Consider the following 19,273-nt stretch of genomic DNA (forward strand, 5'->3'; position numbering starts at 1 on the left):
GTGATGCACTCATCAATACAAACCACCTTATATTTATTACGTCATGGCAAGGTAAACGGGCTACCCGCTTTATATGGCCATACTGATATTGATGTAACAGATGAAATTAACAGTAAAATCGTTAGTGAACTAAACCTGTTACAGAAGAACCTAGGCAGTAATAATATTACTCAAATAGTCAGTTCACCTCTGCAACGTTGTTTTAAAGTGGCTGAACAATTTGCACAATTGAATAGCGTACCAATTGAGAGAGCTGATAACTTCAAAGAAATGTATTTTGGCGAGTTAGATGGCATATCTTTCGATGAAATTAGAGACTCGGAACATAGCGAGAAAAACTGGCAAAAGTTAGAAAACTTTTGGAAAGAACCTGAACAACACCCTTTACCTGAAGCAGAATTATTATTACATTTCTATCAACGAGTTGCTCAAGCTTGGGAGCAATTATTAGAGAAGCATCAAGGCAAAAATATATTACTCGTTTGCCATGGTGGCGTTATACGTATGATATTGTCTTATATTCTCAACCTTGATCACACTAACAAAGCACTATTTAGCCAGCTCACCATTAAAAACAGTAGTATTACGCTAATTAAAAGTATCTCAATGCGCTCAGATAAACATTCCGACAAGCAAGTTAATGTGCATAATAATGTTATTACTATCTCGACACCTTTAACTTGTATCAGCCAAACACCTAAAGCATTCGAATAAGAGGAATTATTGTATGATTGATGATAATCAAAAAAAAGAAAATCATAAAAAGCGCCAGCAAAAAATCAAAGAAAATGTAGATAAACGTATTGCTGCAGCAACTGAAGACAAAGGCTTATTACTTGTAATAACAGGTAACGGTAAAGGTAAGTCAACCGCAGGTTTTGGTGTGGTTACACGTTCCGTCGGCCATGGTTTAAAAGCAGGTATTATTCAGTTTATTAAAGGCACATGGGAATGTGGCGAGCTTAATTTATTAAAGCAGCACGGTGTTATTCATCACACCATGAAAACAGGATTTACCTGGGAAACACAAAATAAAGAATCTGACACAACAGCAGCACAACTCGCCTGGTCTGAAGCTAAAAAACTCCTTAGTGATGAAAGCATTAACACCGTATTACTTGATGAACTTACCTACATGGTGACTTATGGTTACATTGATTTAGAAGAAGTATTAACTGTGTTAGCAAATAGACCCGCCATGCAACACGTTGTTATTACAGGAAGAGCTTGTCATAGAAAAATTATAGAAGCTGCTGATACCGTATCAGAAGTTCAATCTCTTAAACATGCTTTTGATAACGGTGTTCGTGTACAAAAAGGCATAGATTGGTAACTTTATGAGAAGATTACAACAAGCGACATTAGCCTTTTCATGCGTATTACTAACAGCATTCTCACTGTTAGTTTCGGCTAATGACGCTGAAAAAGTAGAAGTTAACGTTAACCTTAACAAAGCTTTTGAACATCAACGTATTATTACCTTAGCACCTCATATAATCGAGATGCTTTTTAATTTAGGTGTTGGCGAAAGAGTGATTGCAACAACCGATCATTCAGACTTTCCTGAAGCAGCAAACCATGTGCCTCGTATAGGTAACTATTCACGATTAAAAATAGAAAAAATACTCGCTTACGAACCTGATCTAATTATTGCTTGGCGAACAGGTAATCCGATTGATGATCTAGAAAGACTTGAAAAACTAGGTCTCAAAGTTGTGTATTCAGACCCACGAAATTTAGACGATGTTGCAGCAGAATTACGTTCATTAGGTAAATTAACAGGCACTCAAGAACGTGCTGAAGTATTAGCTAAAAAATATGAAACAGACCTACTAGAACTACGTAAAACTTTTGCAAATAAGAGCCCTATTTCAGTCTTTTACGAGCTTTGGTCAAATCCTTTAACCACCATAAGTAGTAACGCTTGGCCTCAGCAACACCTTAATGTTTGTGGTGCAACTAACCCATTCGTTAAAAGTATTATGGATTACCCACAAATTGGTTTAGAGCAAGTTGTTATTGCTAAGCCACAATTAATCATTCAGCCCATGTCTGCTGGCGAACCCAATCCTAACGCCGTTAACTGGTTTCAGTGGGAAGAGATCCCTGCTTCAAAGCATAAACAGTTGATAATGCCAAACTCAGACAAATTACATCGAATGACATCAAGATTATTAGAAGAGCTAGAAAGTTTATGCATCAGCATAGATAACTCAAGAAGCTATTACCTTGACCATAAAACTGATTAAACAGGTAAGTCCAAAAGATATAAAAGGCTTTAAAAACTAATACTCATTCGATTATTTTTAAAGCCTTTAAATTCATGAAAGACCTTTTTCAAATGAAGAAAAACAATAATTACTCTTTTAATAAATAACATTTATTTCAACTATTTTAGGATCCTCCTCTCCTTTATTTAGAAAGCTGCTAATATTAAAAATAGTGTTTCTTTAGCTATTAGAATTTATGCGTTCAACAATTGTATCTTTCATCTTATCTTTTATTCTACTTTCAGTTTCTCACTTGGTTATAGCAGAAGAGCCTAAAGCACTTCCTCCTTTAGATCCTAAGTACATGGGGATTCATGGCATGAAGTTATTCAACAAGGGGCCAAGTGTATACGCCTCATATATGTTGGATTTAGAGCCACCTAAAAATGTGCAAATTCTCTATAAATTAAACATAGACCACCTTTCATTACTGCAATTAGTAAAAGATGCTGACTTAGTTACCATTAAACCAGAAGCTTTCAATTTACAGCGTTTAATACGTGGCGAGTCTTTTGAAGTTAAAGCAGATATCTACATGGGCCATTATAAAAAAGGTGGATTGTTAACTTTTTCAAGTATGAAAATATCATTTGATGAGCAGCTTTTTATAAAAGTATTAGATGATTTAGAAGAATCAAATAACAGACAAAAATATGACGTAGTTAAGGTTAAAAACAATCAACGAATTCTGATCCATCAAATCCAAAAGCCACCGAGTTATGAACATCTAATTTATCTGTCAGATAACATTAACTGTATGACCAACTTTACCGCATCGTCACCTGTACCTGAAGAAAACGAGATACACTATAAGCTCACATACTGTGGTGCTATGAAGCCACTTTATTACAATACAGAAGACTTTATGTAGTTTTACACTAAATAACCTGAAAGCTGGATAAGCAATTATGCCTAATATTGTTATTTAACCGTCTATCTGCGTCGCCTGCATGGATGCATGGATGCAGGTACTTAGTTTTTATCGGGAATAACAAAACTGTGATTTTATTACTAATAGCTAGCTATTAGTACATAAAACCGTCTTGTTATACGGGCTAAATCCCAACATTAGGAGAAAAGTAAATGATAATTTTTAGTGAAATCATATCGTCTTATTTTAAGTTATATGAATCAATAGATTACAAAATTCATTATCCAGAGTTCAGGTTAAATACTTAAGTAACAAAAAAATACGATTATTTACCTAAGCGTTCCCTTTTCAAGATAAACATAAAACTTATATTAGAACCATTTTATTAGGTGTAAAACATGGAAGACATTCCTCGAAGTGAAAACAAAAAGCGCTCTCTACGCGTTAGTCTATCTATATGGTTTTTAATTATTTCTTTACTGCCTTTAACCCTCAATTCAATTTTCAATTACTACCAATCAAAAAACATTCTGACTATTCAAGCAGAGAAAGAACTCATTCAATCATCGGAGCTCATTCAGTTGTATATTACCGACTGGTTTGATGATCGATATAGAGATGTAAAAGCACAAGCGAAATTCCCTACAAATATTCAACTTTTGTCCGAACTAAAGCAAAGCCAACGTGAAAGTAAGCTGCCGACTAAAAGCTATGTGGGTAATCAACAATGGCAACAAGTTACTCATGCCTATCAAAAAGACTTAGTCGCTTTCAAAGAAGCCTCAAAATATATTTACGATGTGTATTTAATGGATGAAAAAGGCAATATTCTTTTTACACTTATTAATAAAGAAAATGCTGGCGATAACATTTTTACAGACAAGCTAGCGACAACAAAATTTGCTCAATCAGCAAAAGAAAGCTTATCAACTAAAGAGACCCAATTTTCTGACTTAGAAAGAGATTTAACTGAAGATAAACGCCTAACTGCTTTTATTACGTCACCCATACTTAGTGATCAGCAAGAGATAATAGGTGCCATTGCCATTGAGCTTTCTTTAGATCGATTATTCAAAGCATTCAAAGAAAATATCGATGAACATAGTCCTGTGCTGCATTATATGGTTGGCAAAGACACTCGCCTACGCACTCCTTTGCACAATAATATAAGTGGTGTGTTAGGTGAAAAAATATCAAATACTTGCGTTACCGATTGGCTGCAAACTTTTAATACCCCGAATAACACCACAAACATAGAAGAAATCCATTCAGATAATAAAGAAGATGTTATCCATATCCACTCTACTATCCGTATCGGAAATGTTCATTGGGGCTTGATCAGCACTAAAGATGAATATGATGTGTTGTCAGCCTCTTCGGTGATGCTAAACACCTTAGTCGTTTCGATCTTATTTACTATAGCTGTAGTTTTGATAGTTTCTATTTTAGTGGCTAAACGTTTTACAAACCCAATCGCCTTATTAGCAAAAGCGAGTGAGAATTTCGCTAAAGGCAATATAGCGCATATAAAAGTACAGCAATCATCGAGAGAAATTAGCCAGCTTTTCAACTCATTCAACGAAATGCTAAAAATAAGACAATCACATGAAAAACAATTAGAAACGAACCACGAGCTTATTCAAATAAAACTGAATGTTACCAGCGCACTGTCAGCACAAGCACCTTTTGAAGATCGAATAATTAAAGCACTTACTTCAGTTTTACAATTAATAAACTTACAAGATGTAAACTTTTCAACGGTATTAATTTTCGAAAATGAAACTGAGTATTTTCCTGAAAAGCACGACTTCTTGAATTGTTACAGCCAAACTAAACTCACCTCTAATGAAGAAGCTAAATTAAAATCCTTAGCTGCGCGATATGTTGAAAACATAAGTATCGAAAGCCAGAACATCGAAAAAATAGGTATCATAAATCCTCAAAAATTATTTGTAGAAGAGATTAATGACGTAAGCTTTCATTACCTAACACCAATCTTTAACTTAGGTACTAATAACAGCGTATTAGGCTTTATTATTTTCAGCTCACCTGATGAGTTAGAACACTACCAAGAAAGTTTATTTATCATTAATGAAATAAGCGATCTGTTCTCTGCAGCTATAACCCAAAATAATGCCCATCACCTTCTTAAAAAAGCGTCATCTATTGCTCAACAAAACAGTAATTTAAAAAGCGAATTTTTAGCAAGTATGAGTCATGAAATTAGAACACCGATGAACGGAGTTTTAGGTATGCTAGGTTTATTACTTAGCAGTGAATTAACGAAAGATCAGATAGAAAAAGCCAAACTTGCTCAATCAAGTGCCGAATCGTTACTGGTTATTATTAATGATATTTTAGACTTCTCAAAAGTAGAAGCTGGCAAACTTGAATTAGAATTAATCGATTTCGATTTAAGAGATATGCTAGGCAGCTTTTCTGAATCAATCGCCTTAAATGCTCAAAACAAAGGCGTTGAACTCATACTCGATATAAAAAACATTGAACACTCTATGGTACGAGGTGATTCAGGCAGAATACGTCAAATACTAACTAACCTTGTTTCCAATGCAGTGAAGTTCACAACATCAGGGGAAATACTGATCAGTGCCTCTACTTCCGAAGGCGCTAACGACAAACTCATTTTCTCGTGCTCGGTAAGAGATACAGGAATGGGGATACCTAAAGACAAATTAGAACTACTTTTTGATCAATTCACTCAAGTGGATAAATCTACCACCAGAAAGTTTGGCGGCACGGGCTTAGGCTTAGCCATAACCAAAAAGCTTTGCATATTAATGAATGGGGATATTCACGCCATCAGTCAGTTAGACGAAGGTAGTCAGTTCAATTTCACCATAGAAATAATGCCGAGCATGCGCTCAACTAAAGTGCTTCCTAAGTTTGATATTACTCCTCTACATATTTTAATTGTTGATAATAACTTAACCAATAGAGAAGTAATTGATGATCAACTTTCCTTATGGGGAGCGACTATTTATCAAGCAGATTCCGTGAAGCAAGCATTGGATTGCTGTCAAAATTTCGCTTTAAAACATCAAGGTAGGATGTTTGATCTTTTACTTGTTGATACCAAAGTCTGCAAGCAAGAAGACAATAAACTTACAAGTAAATTAAAACAGCAATTTGATGATATTAATATTGTAATGATGACCCCTATTGCTTCAGCTAACGATTATCAAATAGTTAAAGAAGGCGTGGCTAGTCAAACGTTCATTAAGCCCGTTACGACTCGTGATTTATTTTATGCGCTGGATACTGTCTTTCAAAACAAAACCAATACACAACCGATAGAATCTCCTGTTAAAAAAACCGAATTAAAAGATGCCCTCAATAATCAATATACTTGGCCGAATACTACTCGCTTATTAATTGTTGAAGATAATAGAATTAATCAGCATGTCGCTTTAGGCATTTTAAAAGAGTTTAATCTCAAGGCTGATATTGCAGTTAATGGGTTAGAAGCACTAGAGAAGATTAAGGAAGCGTCAAATACAACGCCTTATTCACTTGTGCTTATGGACTGCCAAATGCCAGAAATGGATGGTTACGAAGCGACAAAAGCTATCAGAGCTAGCCAAGCCAAAGAAGAGAACAAAAATATCACCATAATAGCCATGACAGCGAATGCCATGGAAGGCGATAAAGAAAATTGTATTCGTGTAGGAATGAATGATTATTTAAGTAAACCTATTGAGCCCAACTTATTACTTAAAAAGCTGCACTATTGGCTGTTAACCAAAAATGGATTATCGACCCAAAACTTTATTAAACAAGAGGCTTTAGTTGCAACAAACGAAAACATAACCTCTCAAGCAAAAGTAACAGCATTCAATAAAGCCAATATAACTTGGGATCAAAAGTCAGCGCTAAAACGGGTAAAAGGTAATGAAAAGTTATTAAATAAACTCATCTCTTTGTTCTTAGAAGATATGCCTACAAATATTGAGAATTTGAAAACGTCAACAAAAGAGAAAAGCATTGAAGACTTAATAGCCATAACTCATGGTATAAAAGGCGCTGCAGGTAATCTGTCCGCAAATAAGATGCACACACTTACCAAGAAAATTGAAAAGCTTATTTTAACTGAACCTGAAAAGATAAATTTCAAGGAAGTAGAACAAATCGTCATCTCGCTCACTAACGAGTATGAAGCTGTTCATAGTATTTTTTATAAATTCATTGAAGATGAAGAATCAGCCGAGAGCTAAACATAAGCTAACTAAACCTATGGTAACTAAACTCAGTTTAACAGAGCCCTGGTTAGTTATACCAAACGGATTAATTTATTGAGCAACTTAGAGCTACATTAGCAAGCTTAGAACAAGCAAAATTGATTAAACATAGTTATTCTATATTTTTTTAATTTTGTGATGTTATCAGTTTGCTAATGAGCTCCCGAAGGGCGAGAATTTAAAGGCTCATATGCCGCGTTATTGATTTTGACAAGGTTCCTACATGGATGTAGGACATTAGGGTAACGCAGGAGCAGTTACCGAGAATAACCATTCTCTTCAATCAATGCCTCGCCTACATGGATGTAGGTGCTTAGGTTCAGTCTGGAACTATGAACCTGTGCCTCTAAGCCTTTAAATTCTCGCTAAGTGAGCAATAAATTAATCCGTTGGGTATTAAACTTAGATTACTTATATTTTTCCATAAAAAAAGCCTGCATAAATGCAGGCTTTTCATATAGTGCTGTATGGTGCCCCGACCCGGATTTGAACCAGGGACACGAGGATTTTCAATCCTCTGCTCTACCAACTGAGCTATCGGGGCAAAATTTACTTTTTTAAGACTTTACTGATTGTTTACTATAAAACTATATAAACATCAGTCCTCTAAAAAGAGGGCACATCATATAGCGAATTAGTTTCTCTAGCAACCTATTTACAGCTCAAAATCGTCAAAATCGAAATCTGTTGAGGTATCTAAGGTCTTTTTACTCGGTGGATCTAATAAAGAGGGCTGAATTATCTTAGTTTCCGCACTTTCAGTTTCAGTTTCAATCGTTACTTTACTGGTTTCTTTCTTTTCTATACGTTTTTTCCGCTGTAGAGCGCGCTTAATTATCTTTTGTTTTTCATCAGAGTTCACATTCGTCCAAGTTTGACGCTCAACTCGAGTTCGAAAACAGCCTAAGCATTGGCCTTTATCATTTGACTGACAAATTCCAACACAGGGACTAGGAACATCAAAAAACTCTAATTGCATACTCACATAAAACCTTAACGCAATTGACCAAAAAACAAATGATTAAAACGTACTCATTCAACTATAGCACATTAGAATCTACGACCCTTTCAAGAAAAGAATCCTCATTGAAAATTCTTGACGTTAAATATCAAACGAAATCATTTAAGTTATCAAAGTAAGATCTACGAAGAGAAGTATTCATGTAACACATTAATTACAAAGGGCTTAAGCGGCGGGAATAGTATAGACCATATAGAAAGATGTCAATAAATGACTGCTTTTTAGACACTCTAAAAAATAAAAGCCAGATAAAAATTATTAATTTATCTGGCTTATTATATAAACAATTTTGTTGCAAAAAAAGTTAAGCGTTAGCTAATTCACGCTCAAGTAAAAATGACTTTATTTCATCTCTTGAACCTAAAATATGCTTTCTTAAAACAGCAGTCGCTTTATCAATATCTTTATTTTTACAGTGAGCAAGAATTTCATTATGTTCAGATTCTGCTTTAGATATGCCACCCGCCCATAATAAATGCATACGAATATAACGGTCAGCATTCTTATTTAAGGTATTAACCAAGTCTAATGTTTGAGGTTTGTCAGAACCTGAATACAAGCAGTTATGGTATTTAGAGTTTAGTTCACTCCATTTATTGGCAGCATTTTCTGTTCCTAAAGCACGATCAAGTTGCTTTAAAATGGCGGTTGCTTCTTCAAGTTTTTCATAAGATAGGTTGGGGATAGATGAAGCAAGTAATTCCGATTCTAACATCGCTCTTAATTCAAATAATTCATCAACTTGGCTAACATTAAGCTCTGTAGCTGTAGCACCTTTATGTGCTTCAAAAGCGACTAAACCTTCTGCTTCGAGCTGTAACAATGCTTCACGAATAGGAATTCGACTCACATTCAGCTCAGTTGCCAATGCGGCTTGGCGTAAAGGCTGTCCTGCCTTTATTGAGCCACTGAGTATCTTTTCTCGAATAGTTTCTACAACAAGTTGAGTTCTTGTTTTATAAATAATAGACATGTTCTGGCATTCCCTGAGAACGGTAAGAAAAATGTAGCACTACTGTAAAACGATTGAACACAGATGCTTTAAACTTAACCTGATTTTAACCTTTTTTTAACATACAAGGAAGTAACTATAGCGATATTTAGTAAGCATATCGTAGATAGATGTTTTTGTTAGTTAATTTTCTCAGGTTCCCAGCGAACTTTTAACCCTATAAACACCTGTAACTTTTGATCATCAAGGTTAGCTTTTTCTAACTTTTCAATAGCACCTTCAGCCAATACTATTTGTTCTGTATTTATTTCATCTCTTTGCTTCATTACAATGAGTATTTTTAGCAAACTAAATAAGAGCTTAATATTTCTTGGCGCGAGTGTTAATGCCTGTAAAACAGAGTTAAGCGCAGGCAATAACTTGTTCTTCTGGAAAAACTCGACAGCCATACTATTAAGTTGTTTAGGAGTGAAGTTGATTTCTGAACGCTCATCAATTTCTTGTTCTACATACTGACTCAACACTTCACTTGTTAAAGAGTCACCTGCTACTTGGTTTTTAACGGCTTTTAATAAAGAAAAGGCTTCTTCCCTCATACCAAGTTCGTGAAAAACTTTTACCTTATCTAAATTATCTTCTACACATTCAGAAGGTCTTAACGAGATATTTGTTTCAATTAACCTTTCCGCTCTGTTTTTCTCATTCCTTACATTATGCAATCGCGCTTTCACAATAATAATTTGCTCTTTAAATAAGGAAGCATCTTTATAATCATGCTCTAGTTGCTTAATAAACTTGTCAGTTTCAGCGAGTACTTTATTTGACGACTCATCTGTAATAGTACAAGCGAGATCGATACCTGAGCGAATAACATTAAGCAGTAATACTGGCGAGTCGTGAATAGAGTTTTTGGCATTAATGGCAATGTTTTTTGTTGCTATATATTGTCCAAAATGATCATGATTTAGTCGAGCGAGATCCCATGACTTTCTATTTCGTTCTATATTTCGAGGGGCTAACTTGGTGGCTTTTATTATTTCTTCGTAAGCAAGTTCATAGTCTTTTTGCTCCATATAATATTGCGCTAACAAATCATGCATAGCAAAACGAGTATCAGGTTGATTAACTAAGGTATTAAGTAAATCTTGTATGTCATCCATCTTATTTTGCTTCAATAAGGCTTTTACATATCCCAAAGACACCCAAGCGTAGCCATATTGTGATTGTAGTTCTTTGAAAAAAACTTCGGCTGCCTTATATTCAAGTAAGTTAATTAAAGCCTCACCTTTCATGCGCTGAATATTCGGATGATATTTTACTAGGCTATTATCTAATAAGAATCGCTCGGCATAATAAATAACTTTTGAATGCTCTCCTTCCGCAATAGCTTTATATAATGTATATAAGTGTTTTTTAATATCTAACGTGTATTTGATGCGCTCAATCACAGTTTTAGGTAATAAAGGTTTAACCCAAAAGTCGTCAGGTTGAAGTTCTACAATAGAATTAACAAGTGATTCGTTCGTTTCCGTACTCAGAAAAATAAGAATGGTAGTTTTGTTTACATAGCCTTTGAACTTCAACTCTTCTAATAGATGAAACCCATCTTTATCGCTTTTAACATTAAAAGAGCAAATAATAACTTGAAAGCTTGTTTCTTCGCAGAGTCGTAAGCCATGATAAGCATTCTCAGCACACCTAACCGCCTTAAAGCCGATATTAAAAAGAATATGCTTTAAAAAATCATGTATTAGTCGATTATCATCAATAACTAAAACGTTTAGTTTGCCAAAGTTATCTAAATCATTCTTACTTGTTATTTTCATCTGCTTACTACCATAGAAAATATACTCAATACGTTGAAATGAATGTCTTCTTTATATTTATCAATTAGCATCTATAAAAGCAATGCAAAGATAAAGGATCCTCGGATAAAAATAAGATATTATCTTTATTACACTATAGCTAAAATTTACCGATTTATTTTATGTCCGCTTCAAAACAAAAGATTTATTTTATCCCTGGTACCATGTGTGATGAACGTTTATGGACGAACGTTTGGCAATCACTCTCTCCTTGGTTAGGCAATAAGGTTGAATTTATTAATTTAACCATCCCTTCTTTAGAAACTATCAGCGAGATCGCAGAGCACTTAGCCGCCCAGCTTGATGATAATAGTGCCCTTGTTGGATTCTCTTTAGGTGGTTATTTTGCTTCAGAAATCGCGATTGAATTTCCACAAAAAGTATCTAATCTTCTACTCGTTTCTAATATGTCTAGCGCCTTACCAGAAAAAGAAAGTAAAGAGAGAGCAAGAACCATCCAATTTATTAAAGCGAATGGCTATACGGGTGTTCCAGACAAACGTATTAATCATTTACTTGATCCATGTGCGCACAATAACGAACAAATAAAAGAAACCATTCGTGCGATGGATAAAACCATGGGTGTAGACGTACTTTTACATCAACTTAACGTAACAACTCGCAGAGCCAACTTACTGCCTCAATTAGTTGAGTTAAAATGCCCGTTAACATTTTGTATAGGCGATACCGACTGCTTAGTAAAAATAGACCGCATTCAAAACCAACTTAACCAAACAACATCTACCAATAAAACCCTAGAAATAGTCGCGAATACAGGTCATATGTTGCCATTAGAACAGCCTGAAATATTAGCGCAAACTATTGCAAAGTGGTTTACAGAAAACGATAAAGCTCAATAACTTAAATAGCTGTGTATACCAATCAGGTGAAAGGCAGACAAAACACTGACAAAACTAAGCTAAACCATGTAAAATAGCCGTCATATATTTACTACGAGATCCAACCATTGACTGCTAAAGCTTTTTCATCTTTAAATTTAAATCCTGACCTTCTTCATAACCTCACATCCCTTGGTTATGAAGAAATGACCGAGATCCAAGCACAAAGCTTACCTCATATACTTTTAGGTAAAGATCTTATCGGCCAAGGTAAAACGGGTTCAGGTAAAACAGCAGCTTTTGGTTTAGGTTTACTTAACAAACTTAATGTTAAACGATTTCGTATTCAAACCGTTGTGCTTTGCCCTACTCGAGAGCTTGCCGACCAAGTTGCTAAAGAATTAAGAAAACTCGCCAGAACCATTCACAATATTAAAATATTAACTTTATGTGGTGGTGTTCCTTTTGGTCCACAAGTTGGGTCTTTAGAACATGGCGCACATATTATTGTGGGAACACCTGGCCGAATTGAAGATCATTTAGGACGCGGGACTTTAACCCTTAATGATGTTGATACCTTAATATTAGATGAAGCAGATAGAATGCTAGATATGGGCTTTCAAGCATCACTTGACGCCATAATTAGTAGAATACCTGACGAGCGCCAAACACTATTATTTAGTGCTACCTTTCCAAAGCAAATTCAAGCTATCTCTAACAAGATAATGAACAACCCAGAAATGGTAGAAGCGAAAAGCGAGCATACAGAACAAACCATCGCTCAGCACTTTTTCAAAGTTGAAAACGACGTTGAACGCATTGACGCTATTCGATTATTACTTTTATCGCACAAACCAGAAACCTCTATTGTATTTTGTAATACTAAAAGAGAAGTTCAAGTGGTTGCTGATGCATTAAATAACTTCGGCTTTAGCGCAGTATCTTTACATGGTGATTTAGAGCAGCGTGACAGAGATCAAACCTTAGTTAGATTCGCAAACAACAGTGCATCAATTATGGTGGCAACTGATGTAGCAGCAAGAGGACTTGATATAGATAACCTTGATGCTGTATTTAACTATCAAATTGCACATGATAGCGAAGTACATGTTCACCGTATAGGTAGAACAGGTCGAGCTGGCAGCAAAGGTATTGCTTGCACACTTTACTCTGATAAAGAGTCTTACAAGTTTGGCTTATTAGAAGATTACTTAAATAAAACCATTGAAAATGAATTATTACCAGACGCTAGTGTTTTAAGTGACACACCAGTACAACCTAAAATGACAACCATACAACTTGATGCAGGTAAAAAGCAGAAAATCAGACCGGGTGATATTTTAGGTGCACTAACAGGCGATAACGGTATTGAAGGTTCACAAGTAGGCAAAATACAATTAGGTGCTACTTGGGCTTATGTTGCAGTTGAAAGAAGTGTTGTTAAAAAAGCCTTAAAGAAACTTTCACAAGATAAGTTAAAAGGTCGAAACGTAAGAACTCGCCAAATACTAGACTAAGTAGAAAGCTAAAATAAATCTGTATATAATAACCACTGTTGTTATATACAGATATCAATAATATTGTTAATATAAATTTTAAGCGTTACTCAATAATGTTAAGTAAGGAATAAAAATGGCAGTTGAAAGTCGGTTTGTTGTCATTCGACACGGTGTAGAGGTTCAAACATTCATGGACAAAAAAGCAGCAGATGATTACGATAAAATGCTTGATATGGCAGACAGTTTAACTGCTATGTTAGACTCTACTCCTTTTGATCTAAGCGACGAAGTTAAAGAAGATTTAAGTATCTACTTAGCGCAAAACCGTGAAGATGTACTTGTAGCCTTACAAGCCAAAAAAGCTAAACCAGCGCCTAAAGCTGCAATAGAAGAAGTAACCGTTGAAGAAACTATTACGACTGACACTGTAGATGAAGCAGTAGAAGTTGTTAAAGAAAAGCCTGCAGCTAAAAAAGCAGTTAGAAAAACCAAAAGCAAAACAGCAAGTGACATTGCAAATACCCCAGCTTAATAAACAGCTACAGATTAACGTTAATTGTTAATTGTTAATTGTTAATTGTTAATTGTTAATAATGGGTATAACGTGAAAATTGATTATAAAATTGTTCGTAGTGCTAAACGTAAAACTATAGCACTACAAATAAAACAGAATGAAGTCATTGTGAGAGCACCTAAAGGTGTTTCTCATGAATATATTCAATTACTTATAAACGATAAAGCACAATGGATCCTGAATAAACTTGCCAATCAAAGGCAGGTCATTGCCACCCCACTCCCTACTTATCTTCCTAATAGCACGGTTCTGATTTACGGTATTGAAAAAAAACTTCAAATTGAATATCAAAGAAGTAAGCCTGATGAAGCCTTAAACCTTACCGATCATGAAATAAATTTAAAACTTCCTCTGTATGTACAAAAAAAGTCAGATGATCATGACTATCTCGTTACTCAAATAAAAAAACAGCTAGCCGCTTGGATGAAAGCAAAAGCAGAAAATTATTTATCGTATAGATTAGACGAACTTTCAAAACAACTAAAAATTACTCCAGCTTCATATCAAGTAAAGCGTTACAAAGCTCGTTGGGGTAGCTGTAATAACAAACATGAACTCAGCTTTAACTACTTATTAGTGATGGCTCCTGCTTGGGTATTTGATTACGTGATTGTGCACGAGCTCTGTCATATTAAGCACTTAAATCATTCAGCAAACTTTTGGGCATTAGTGAAAAAACATATGCCAAACTATAAAGATGCCAATCAGTGGTTAAAGCAGCATCAAGCTAAAATGCATTGGTGATAACTCGCTAACCTCTTCGCTTCATATCAACTTCAACTTTCATGCATTGTAAAACTCACAAAACCTAACCTTATTCAGAAAATTAACTATCCTGAACTCGGTTTAAGATATTTTTAATTCATTGAAATTATTACGAATAAAATTTAACTTATACTCTAACTTGATAGTTTTTCTTTCTTCAAGGCAAATTTCGCATCAATAGTTAGCCGTTTATTAATAAATAAAAACACCTGATAAACGGAACTTACGATATCAAAAACACTCTAAAAAGGTATGAATGAAATAAAAGCTTCTGTCGTACATCTGCTATATATAAATGATGGCACAGAAATCGCTTTATGATCACTGCAAGCGCTTAGTCCTATTGAATATTTAAACTATGTGACTAAGGCAATATCATTTAAACAATGTGTTCAGTTAAATTTAAGGTGGGTACTACCATGAAACTTTATAGAGATAATTTTACAATGGCTGTTATATACATTGCGTCAACCGCTTTATCTATATTCACTATTTGTTATTTAATGGTATAAAACCGTTAATAGTGAATATGTTTTCTATATAACAACCGACTCTAAATAACGTCATTAAGTGTTAAGTCGTTTAATTTACTCTCAAATATTTGACTGTATAAAAGCTTTAATATTTGATATTGAATTAAACTTCTGGATACTTTTAGCTGTTTTTTCAGTTTAATATTCACAAACACATTCTTTTATTCAAAAATCATCTGTTTTATTCAATTAACCACTACCCTTTATTCAAAACTAGGGTTGACAGAGGCCTCTAATTCAGGCATTTTACGCACCATGAATACATTAATCAGCACAGCTATTATTATTATTACTAACACTACTACCATTATTTGGACGGTAGTCGCTGGCTAATGTAAAAACGAAAGATTTTATTAAAGCCCGTGACCTAAACTTCACGGGCTTTTTTGTATTTAAGAGGAATTAAAATGCGTGTATTAAAATTTGGTGGTTCGTCATTAGCAAATGCAAGTAAGTTTTTGCAAGTTGCAGCAATCATCAAAGATCAGAGTTCAACAACACCAGTAGCTGTAGTAGTTTCTGCTCCTCAAGGTGTAACGAATCACTTAGTTGCTATGGCTGAAAACATTAATGATGAAGCCAAGCTAGCCTCTGACTTACACTCATTTAGAACTGCTATTGATACCATTATTAATGATTTAAGCGCGCAACTTACTAGCTTTAATCGAGAACATTCAGAGCAAACCTTAGCAAAATGGGAACATAGTTTAGGCCAGTACCTTAAAGGTGCAAACATGCTTTCATTCTGCCCTGAGCATATCAGAGCTATCATCATCAGTATGGGTGAAAGATTAAGTGTTGCTTTACTTCAATCGGTACTTGTTGCTCAAAACGAAAAAGTTTCAGTATTAGCGCCTGAAGAGTTTTTATTTACTAACGATGTTTCTCTTAATGCTGTAGCTGACTTAGTTAAATGTAGAACAACATTCCAAAGTGTTTATTCTACTTTAGAAAACATTGCTCTTATGCCTGGTTTCATCGGTGTAAATAGTGAGAAGCAAGTAACAACACTTGGTCGTAATGGTTCAGATTATTCAGCTGCTGTTTTAGCGGTTTGTGCTCAAGCTGAATGTTGTGAAATTTGGACAGATGTAGACGGTGTTTACAACGCAGACCCTCGTGTAATTAAAGAAGCGTCTTTACTTGATTACTTATCATATCAAGAAGCTATGGAGCTTTCATACTTCGGCGCAAGTGTTTTACATCCTAAAACGATTGGTCCAATCGCTCAGTACCATATTCCTTGTTTGATCAAAAACACTGGCAATCCACAAGCGCCAGGTACATTAATTGCGAACGAAAATGATCAACAGAAAAAAGTAAAAGCTATTTCAAACCTTGATAACTTAACTATGGTTAACGTTTCTGGTCCAGGTATGAAAGGCATGGTCGGTATGGCAAGTCGTGTATTTGCTACAATGAGTCGTGAAAACATCTCATTAATTCTTATCAGTCAATCTTCAAGTGAATACTGCATTAGCTTTTGTATATATTCAGACGATGCTGAACGTGCAAGAACAAGCTTACAAGAAGAGTTTGAATTAGAACTACTTAATGGTTTATTAGAGCCATTATCGTTAACAAGCAAGTTATCAATTGTATCGCTAGTAGGCGATGGCATGCACCAGCAACGTGGTGTAGCAGCTAAGTTCTTCAGTTCATTAGCGCAAGCACAAGTTAACGTAGTTGCTATTGCACAAGACTCATCTGAAAGAAGTATCTCTGTTGTAATAGAAGAAGATAAATGTACTGATGCAATGAAAGTAAGTCATCAAAACTTCTTCTCGCATAAACCAACAATCGACGTATTTATGGTAGGTTGTGGTGTTGTAGGTAGCGAGCTTATTGATCAAATAGCACGTCAACAATCTAAACTAACTAAACAAAACATTGTTGTTAAAGTATACGGTTTAGCGAACAGCAAAGGTATGGTTTTTGACTCTGAAGGTATCGACTTAGAAAACTGGAAAGAGACTTTAGGTAAAGATGCAGTTCCTGTAACCGCTGAAAACTTAAAGAAATTCGTTCGTGAAAATCATCTAATTAACCCTGTATTAGTAGACTCTACTTCTAACGAAGCTATTGCTATGAGCTACGTAGACTTCTTAAACGAAGGCTTCCACGTAGTTACACCAAACAAAAAAGCGAATACAGATTCTTGGGAATATTACCAAGCACTTCGCACAGCTGCTCAACAATCTAACCGTAGATTTTTATACGAAACTACGGTTGGTGCTGGCTTACCAGTAATCGATACTTTCCAAAGCTTATTAAAAGCAGGTGATGAATTACTACGTTTTGAAGGCATTTTATCAGGCTCATTGTCATACATGTTTGGCAAATTGGAAGAAGGTATGCCGCTTTCACAAGCAACAGGCATAGCTAAAGACAACGGCTTTACAGAACCTGATCCAAGAGATGACTTAAGTGGTATGGATGTAGCGCGTAAGTTACTTATCATGGCACGTGAAGCCGGCATGAAATTAGAACTTTCAGACATCAACATCGAATCAGTATTACCAAGCACATTTGATGCAAGTGGCGATGTAGATACTTTCATGGCTAACTTAAAATCAATTGATGTTGAGTTTAACCAACGCGTTGAAGCAGCTAAAGCTGAAGGTAACGTATTACGTTACATCGGTAATATTATCGACGGACAATGCCAAGTATCTATTGAAGCGGTTGGCACAGACCACCCACTTTATAGTATTAAAGACGGTGAAAATGCTTTAGCTATTCACAGTCGTTACTACCAACCATTACCATTCGTTTTACGTGGTTACGGTGCGGGTGCTGCAGTTACTGCTGCTGGTGTATTTGGTGACTTACTAAGAACTTTAGCATGGGAGCAACAGCACTAATGTCTGTTTCTGTTTTCGCGCCAGCATCTATTGGTAATTTAAGTGTTGGTTTTGACATATTAGGTTTAGCCGTTAAACCTATTGATGGCACATTATTAGGTGATGTTGTTTCCGTGGAAGCAGCAACTGAAGACAGCTTGGTCGTTATTGGCGAATTTGCTAATAAGCTACCTGGCGCACCAACCGACAATATCGTATGGCACAGTCTTTTGCTTTTTAATAAAGCAATGGAAAAAGCAGGCCATAAAGTTGAACCTGTAAAAATGGTTCTTGATAAGAAAATGCCTGTAGGCAGCGGACTAGGTTCAAGTGCTTGTTCTGTGGTAGCAGCATTAGAAGGTTTAAATGCTTATTACCAAAAAGCTCATAACTTATCAGAAGCTTATTTTTGCAAAAAAACAATGCTTTTCATGATGGGTCAAATGGAAGCTCAAATCAGTGGTAGCCTGCATTATGATAATGTTGCACCATGCTATTTGGGCAACTTACAGCTTATGGTGCCGAACGAGCAAGTTATCTGTAAAGCCTTACCTGGTTTTGAAGAGTGCTATTACGTTATGGCTTACCCTGGTATTGAAGTATCAACTAAAGCAGCTAGAGAAGTTTTACCGACTAGCTACAGTAGAAAAGATGCGATTGAATTTGCTCAAAACCTAGCAACATTTGTTGATGCTTGTCATCGTAACGATAAGCTAGAAGCTTTTGCTGTAGTAAAAGATGTTATAGCAGAACCTTACAGAGAACATTTATTACCTAAGTTTAGCGACGCTAAAGAACATCTTATAGCGCAAGGTGCATTAGCTGCAGGTATTTCAGGTTCAGGTCCTACACTTTTCAGTGTATTTGAATCTAAAGAGCTAGCGCAAGAAATGGCTAAATGGCTTAAAGTTAACTACCTACAAACAGACTTAGGCTTTGTTCATGTTTGTAAAGTTGATGATGTAGGCGCATGTGTTTTATAAGT

At 35.4% G+C, this 19,273-nt stretch carries 14 protein-coding genes and 1 tRNA gene; 11 read left to right on the forward strand and 4 right to left on the reverse strand.

The features are described from left to right. Window positions 1–3 precede the first annotated feature (3 nt). The 5 genes from ACPUVN_RS13145 (at window position 4) to ACPUVN_RS13165 (ending at window position 7,373) form a co-directional block, all read left to right on the forward strand. Entirely contained in the window at window positions 4–714 is a 711-nt protein-coding gene (locus tag ACPUVN_RS13145; RefSeq protein WP_426359873.1) for a histidine phosphatase family protein, read from the forward strand. Between the two features lie 13 nt (window positions 715–727). Beyond that, window positions 728–1,333: a cob(I)yrinic acid a,c-diamide adenosyltransferase gene (gene cobO / locus ACPUVN_RS13150; RefSeq protein WP_426359872.1), complete on the forward strand. Its 606-nt coding sequence runs from the start codon at window positions 728–730 to the stop codon at window positions 1,331–1,333. A 4-nt stretch (window positions 1,334–1,337) separates the two neighbouring features. Further along, window positions 1,338–2,249, forward strand: a complete 912-nt coding sequence (locus ACPUVN_RS13155) for a cobalamin-binding protein (RefSeq protein WP_426359871.1) — start codon at window positions 1,338–1,340, stop codon at window positions 2,247–2,249. A gap of 217 nt (window positions 2,250–2,466) precedes the next feature. Further along, window positions 2,467–3,141 (forward strand): hypothetical protein, encoded by a 675-nt coding sequence (locus tag ACPUVN_RS13160; RefSeq protein WP_426369229.1) that lies wholly within the window; start codon window positions 2,467–2,469, stop codon window positions 3,139–3,141. Window positions 3,142–3,539: 398 nt separating this feature from the next. Beyond that, the gene (locus ACPUVN_RS13165; protein ID WP_426369230.1) at window positions 3,540–7,373 is read left to right on the forward strand and encodes a response regulator; all 3,834 of its coding nucleotides are present in this window, start codon (window positions 3,540–3,542) and stop codon (window positions 7,371–7,373) included. 492 nt (window positions 7,374–7,865) lie between these two features. Here the strand turns inward: ACPUVN_RS13165 and ACPUVN_RS13170 are convergent. From ACPUVN_RS13170 to ACPUVN_RS13185, 4 genes are all read right to left on the reverse strand, one after another. After that, window positions 7,866–7,941, reverse strand: a tRNA-Phe gene (locus ACPUVN_RS13170). Between the two features lie 111 nt (window positions 7,942–8,052). Further along, window positions 8,053–8,376 carry a DUF1289 domain-containing protein gene (locus ACPUVN_RS13175; protein ID WP_426370571.1) on the reverse strand — a complete coding sequence of 108 codons (324 nt, stop codon included), beginning with the start codon at window positions 8,374–8,376 and terminating at the stop codon, window positions 8,053–8,055. A gap of 346 nt (window positions 8,377–8,722) precedes the next feature. Beyond that, entirely contained in the window at window positions 8,723–9,391 is a 669-nt protein-coding gene (locus ACPUVN_RS13180; protein WP_426359868.1) for a GntR family transcriptional regulator, read from the reverse strand. A 158-nt stretch (window positions 9,392–9,549) separates the two neighbouring features. Continuing rightward, complete coding sequence (locus ACPUVN_RS13185; RefSeq protein WP_426359867.1) at window positions 9,550–11,196, reverse strand: response regulator; 1,647 nt, start codon at window positions 11,194–11,196, stop codon at window positions 9,550–9,552. A 161-nt stretch (window positions 11,197–11,357) separates the two neighbouring features. Here ACPUVN_RS13185 and ACPUVN_RS13190 point away from each other — a divergent pair, with 161 nt between their 5' ends. From ACPUVN_RS13190 to thrB, 6 genes are all read left to right on the forward strand, one after another. Continuing rightward, on the forward strand, window positions 11,358–12,095 hold the full coding sequence (locus tag ACPUVN_RS13190) for an alpha/beta fold hydrolase (protein ID WP_426359866.1): 738 nt from the start codon (window positions 11,358–11,360) through the stop codon (window positions 12,093–12,095). A gap of 107 nt (window positions 12,096–12,202) precedes the next feature. Continuing rightward, on the forward strand, window positions 12,203–13,591 hold the full coding sequence (dbpA, locus tag ACPUVN_RS13195; protein ID WP_426359865.1) for an ATP-dependent RNA helicase DbpA: 1,389 nt from the start codon (window positions 12,203–12,205) through the stop codon (window positions 13,589–13,591). A gap of 115 nt (window positions 13,592–13,706) precedes the next feature. Further along, window positions 13,707–14,105, forward strand: coding sequence for a YebG family protein (locus ACPUVN_RS13200; RefSeq protein WP_426369231.1), 399 nt, complete (start codon window positions 13,707–13,709; stop codon window positions 14,103–14,105). A gap of 72 nt (window positions 14,106–14,177) precedes the next feature. Next, window positions 14,178–14,891 carry a M48 family metallopeptidase gene (locus ACPUVN_RS13205; protein WP_426369232.1) on the forward strand — a complete coding sequence of 238 codons (714 nt, stop codon included), beginning with the start codon at window positions 14,178–14,180 and terminating at the stop codon, window positions 14,889–14,891. Window positions 14,892–15,852: 961 nt separating this feature from the next. Next, window positions 15,853–18,309 carry a bifunctional aspartate kinase/homoserine dehydrogenase I gene (thrA, locus tag ACPUVN_RS13210; protein WP_426369233.1) on the forward strand — a complete coding sequence of 819 codons (2,457 nt, stop codon included), beginning with the start codon at window positions 15,853–15,855 and terminating at the stop codon, window positions 18,307–18,309. After that, entirely contained in the window at window positions 18,291–19,271 is a 981-nt protein-coding gene (gene thrB / locus ACPUVN_RS13215; protein WP_426359860.1) for a homoserine kinase, read from the forward strand. The genes thrA and thrB overlap by 19 nt, the downstream gene beginning before the upstream one ends. Window positions 19,272–19,273: the final 2 nt, after the last annotated feature.

It is taken from the genome of Pseudocolwellia antarctica, assembly GCF_049933045.1.
GTDB lineage: Bacteria > Pseudomonadota > Gammaproteobacteria > Enterobacterales > Alteromonadaceae > Pseudocolwellia.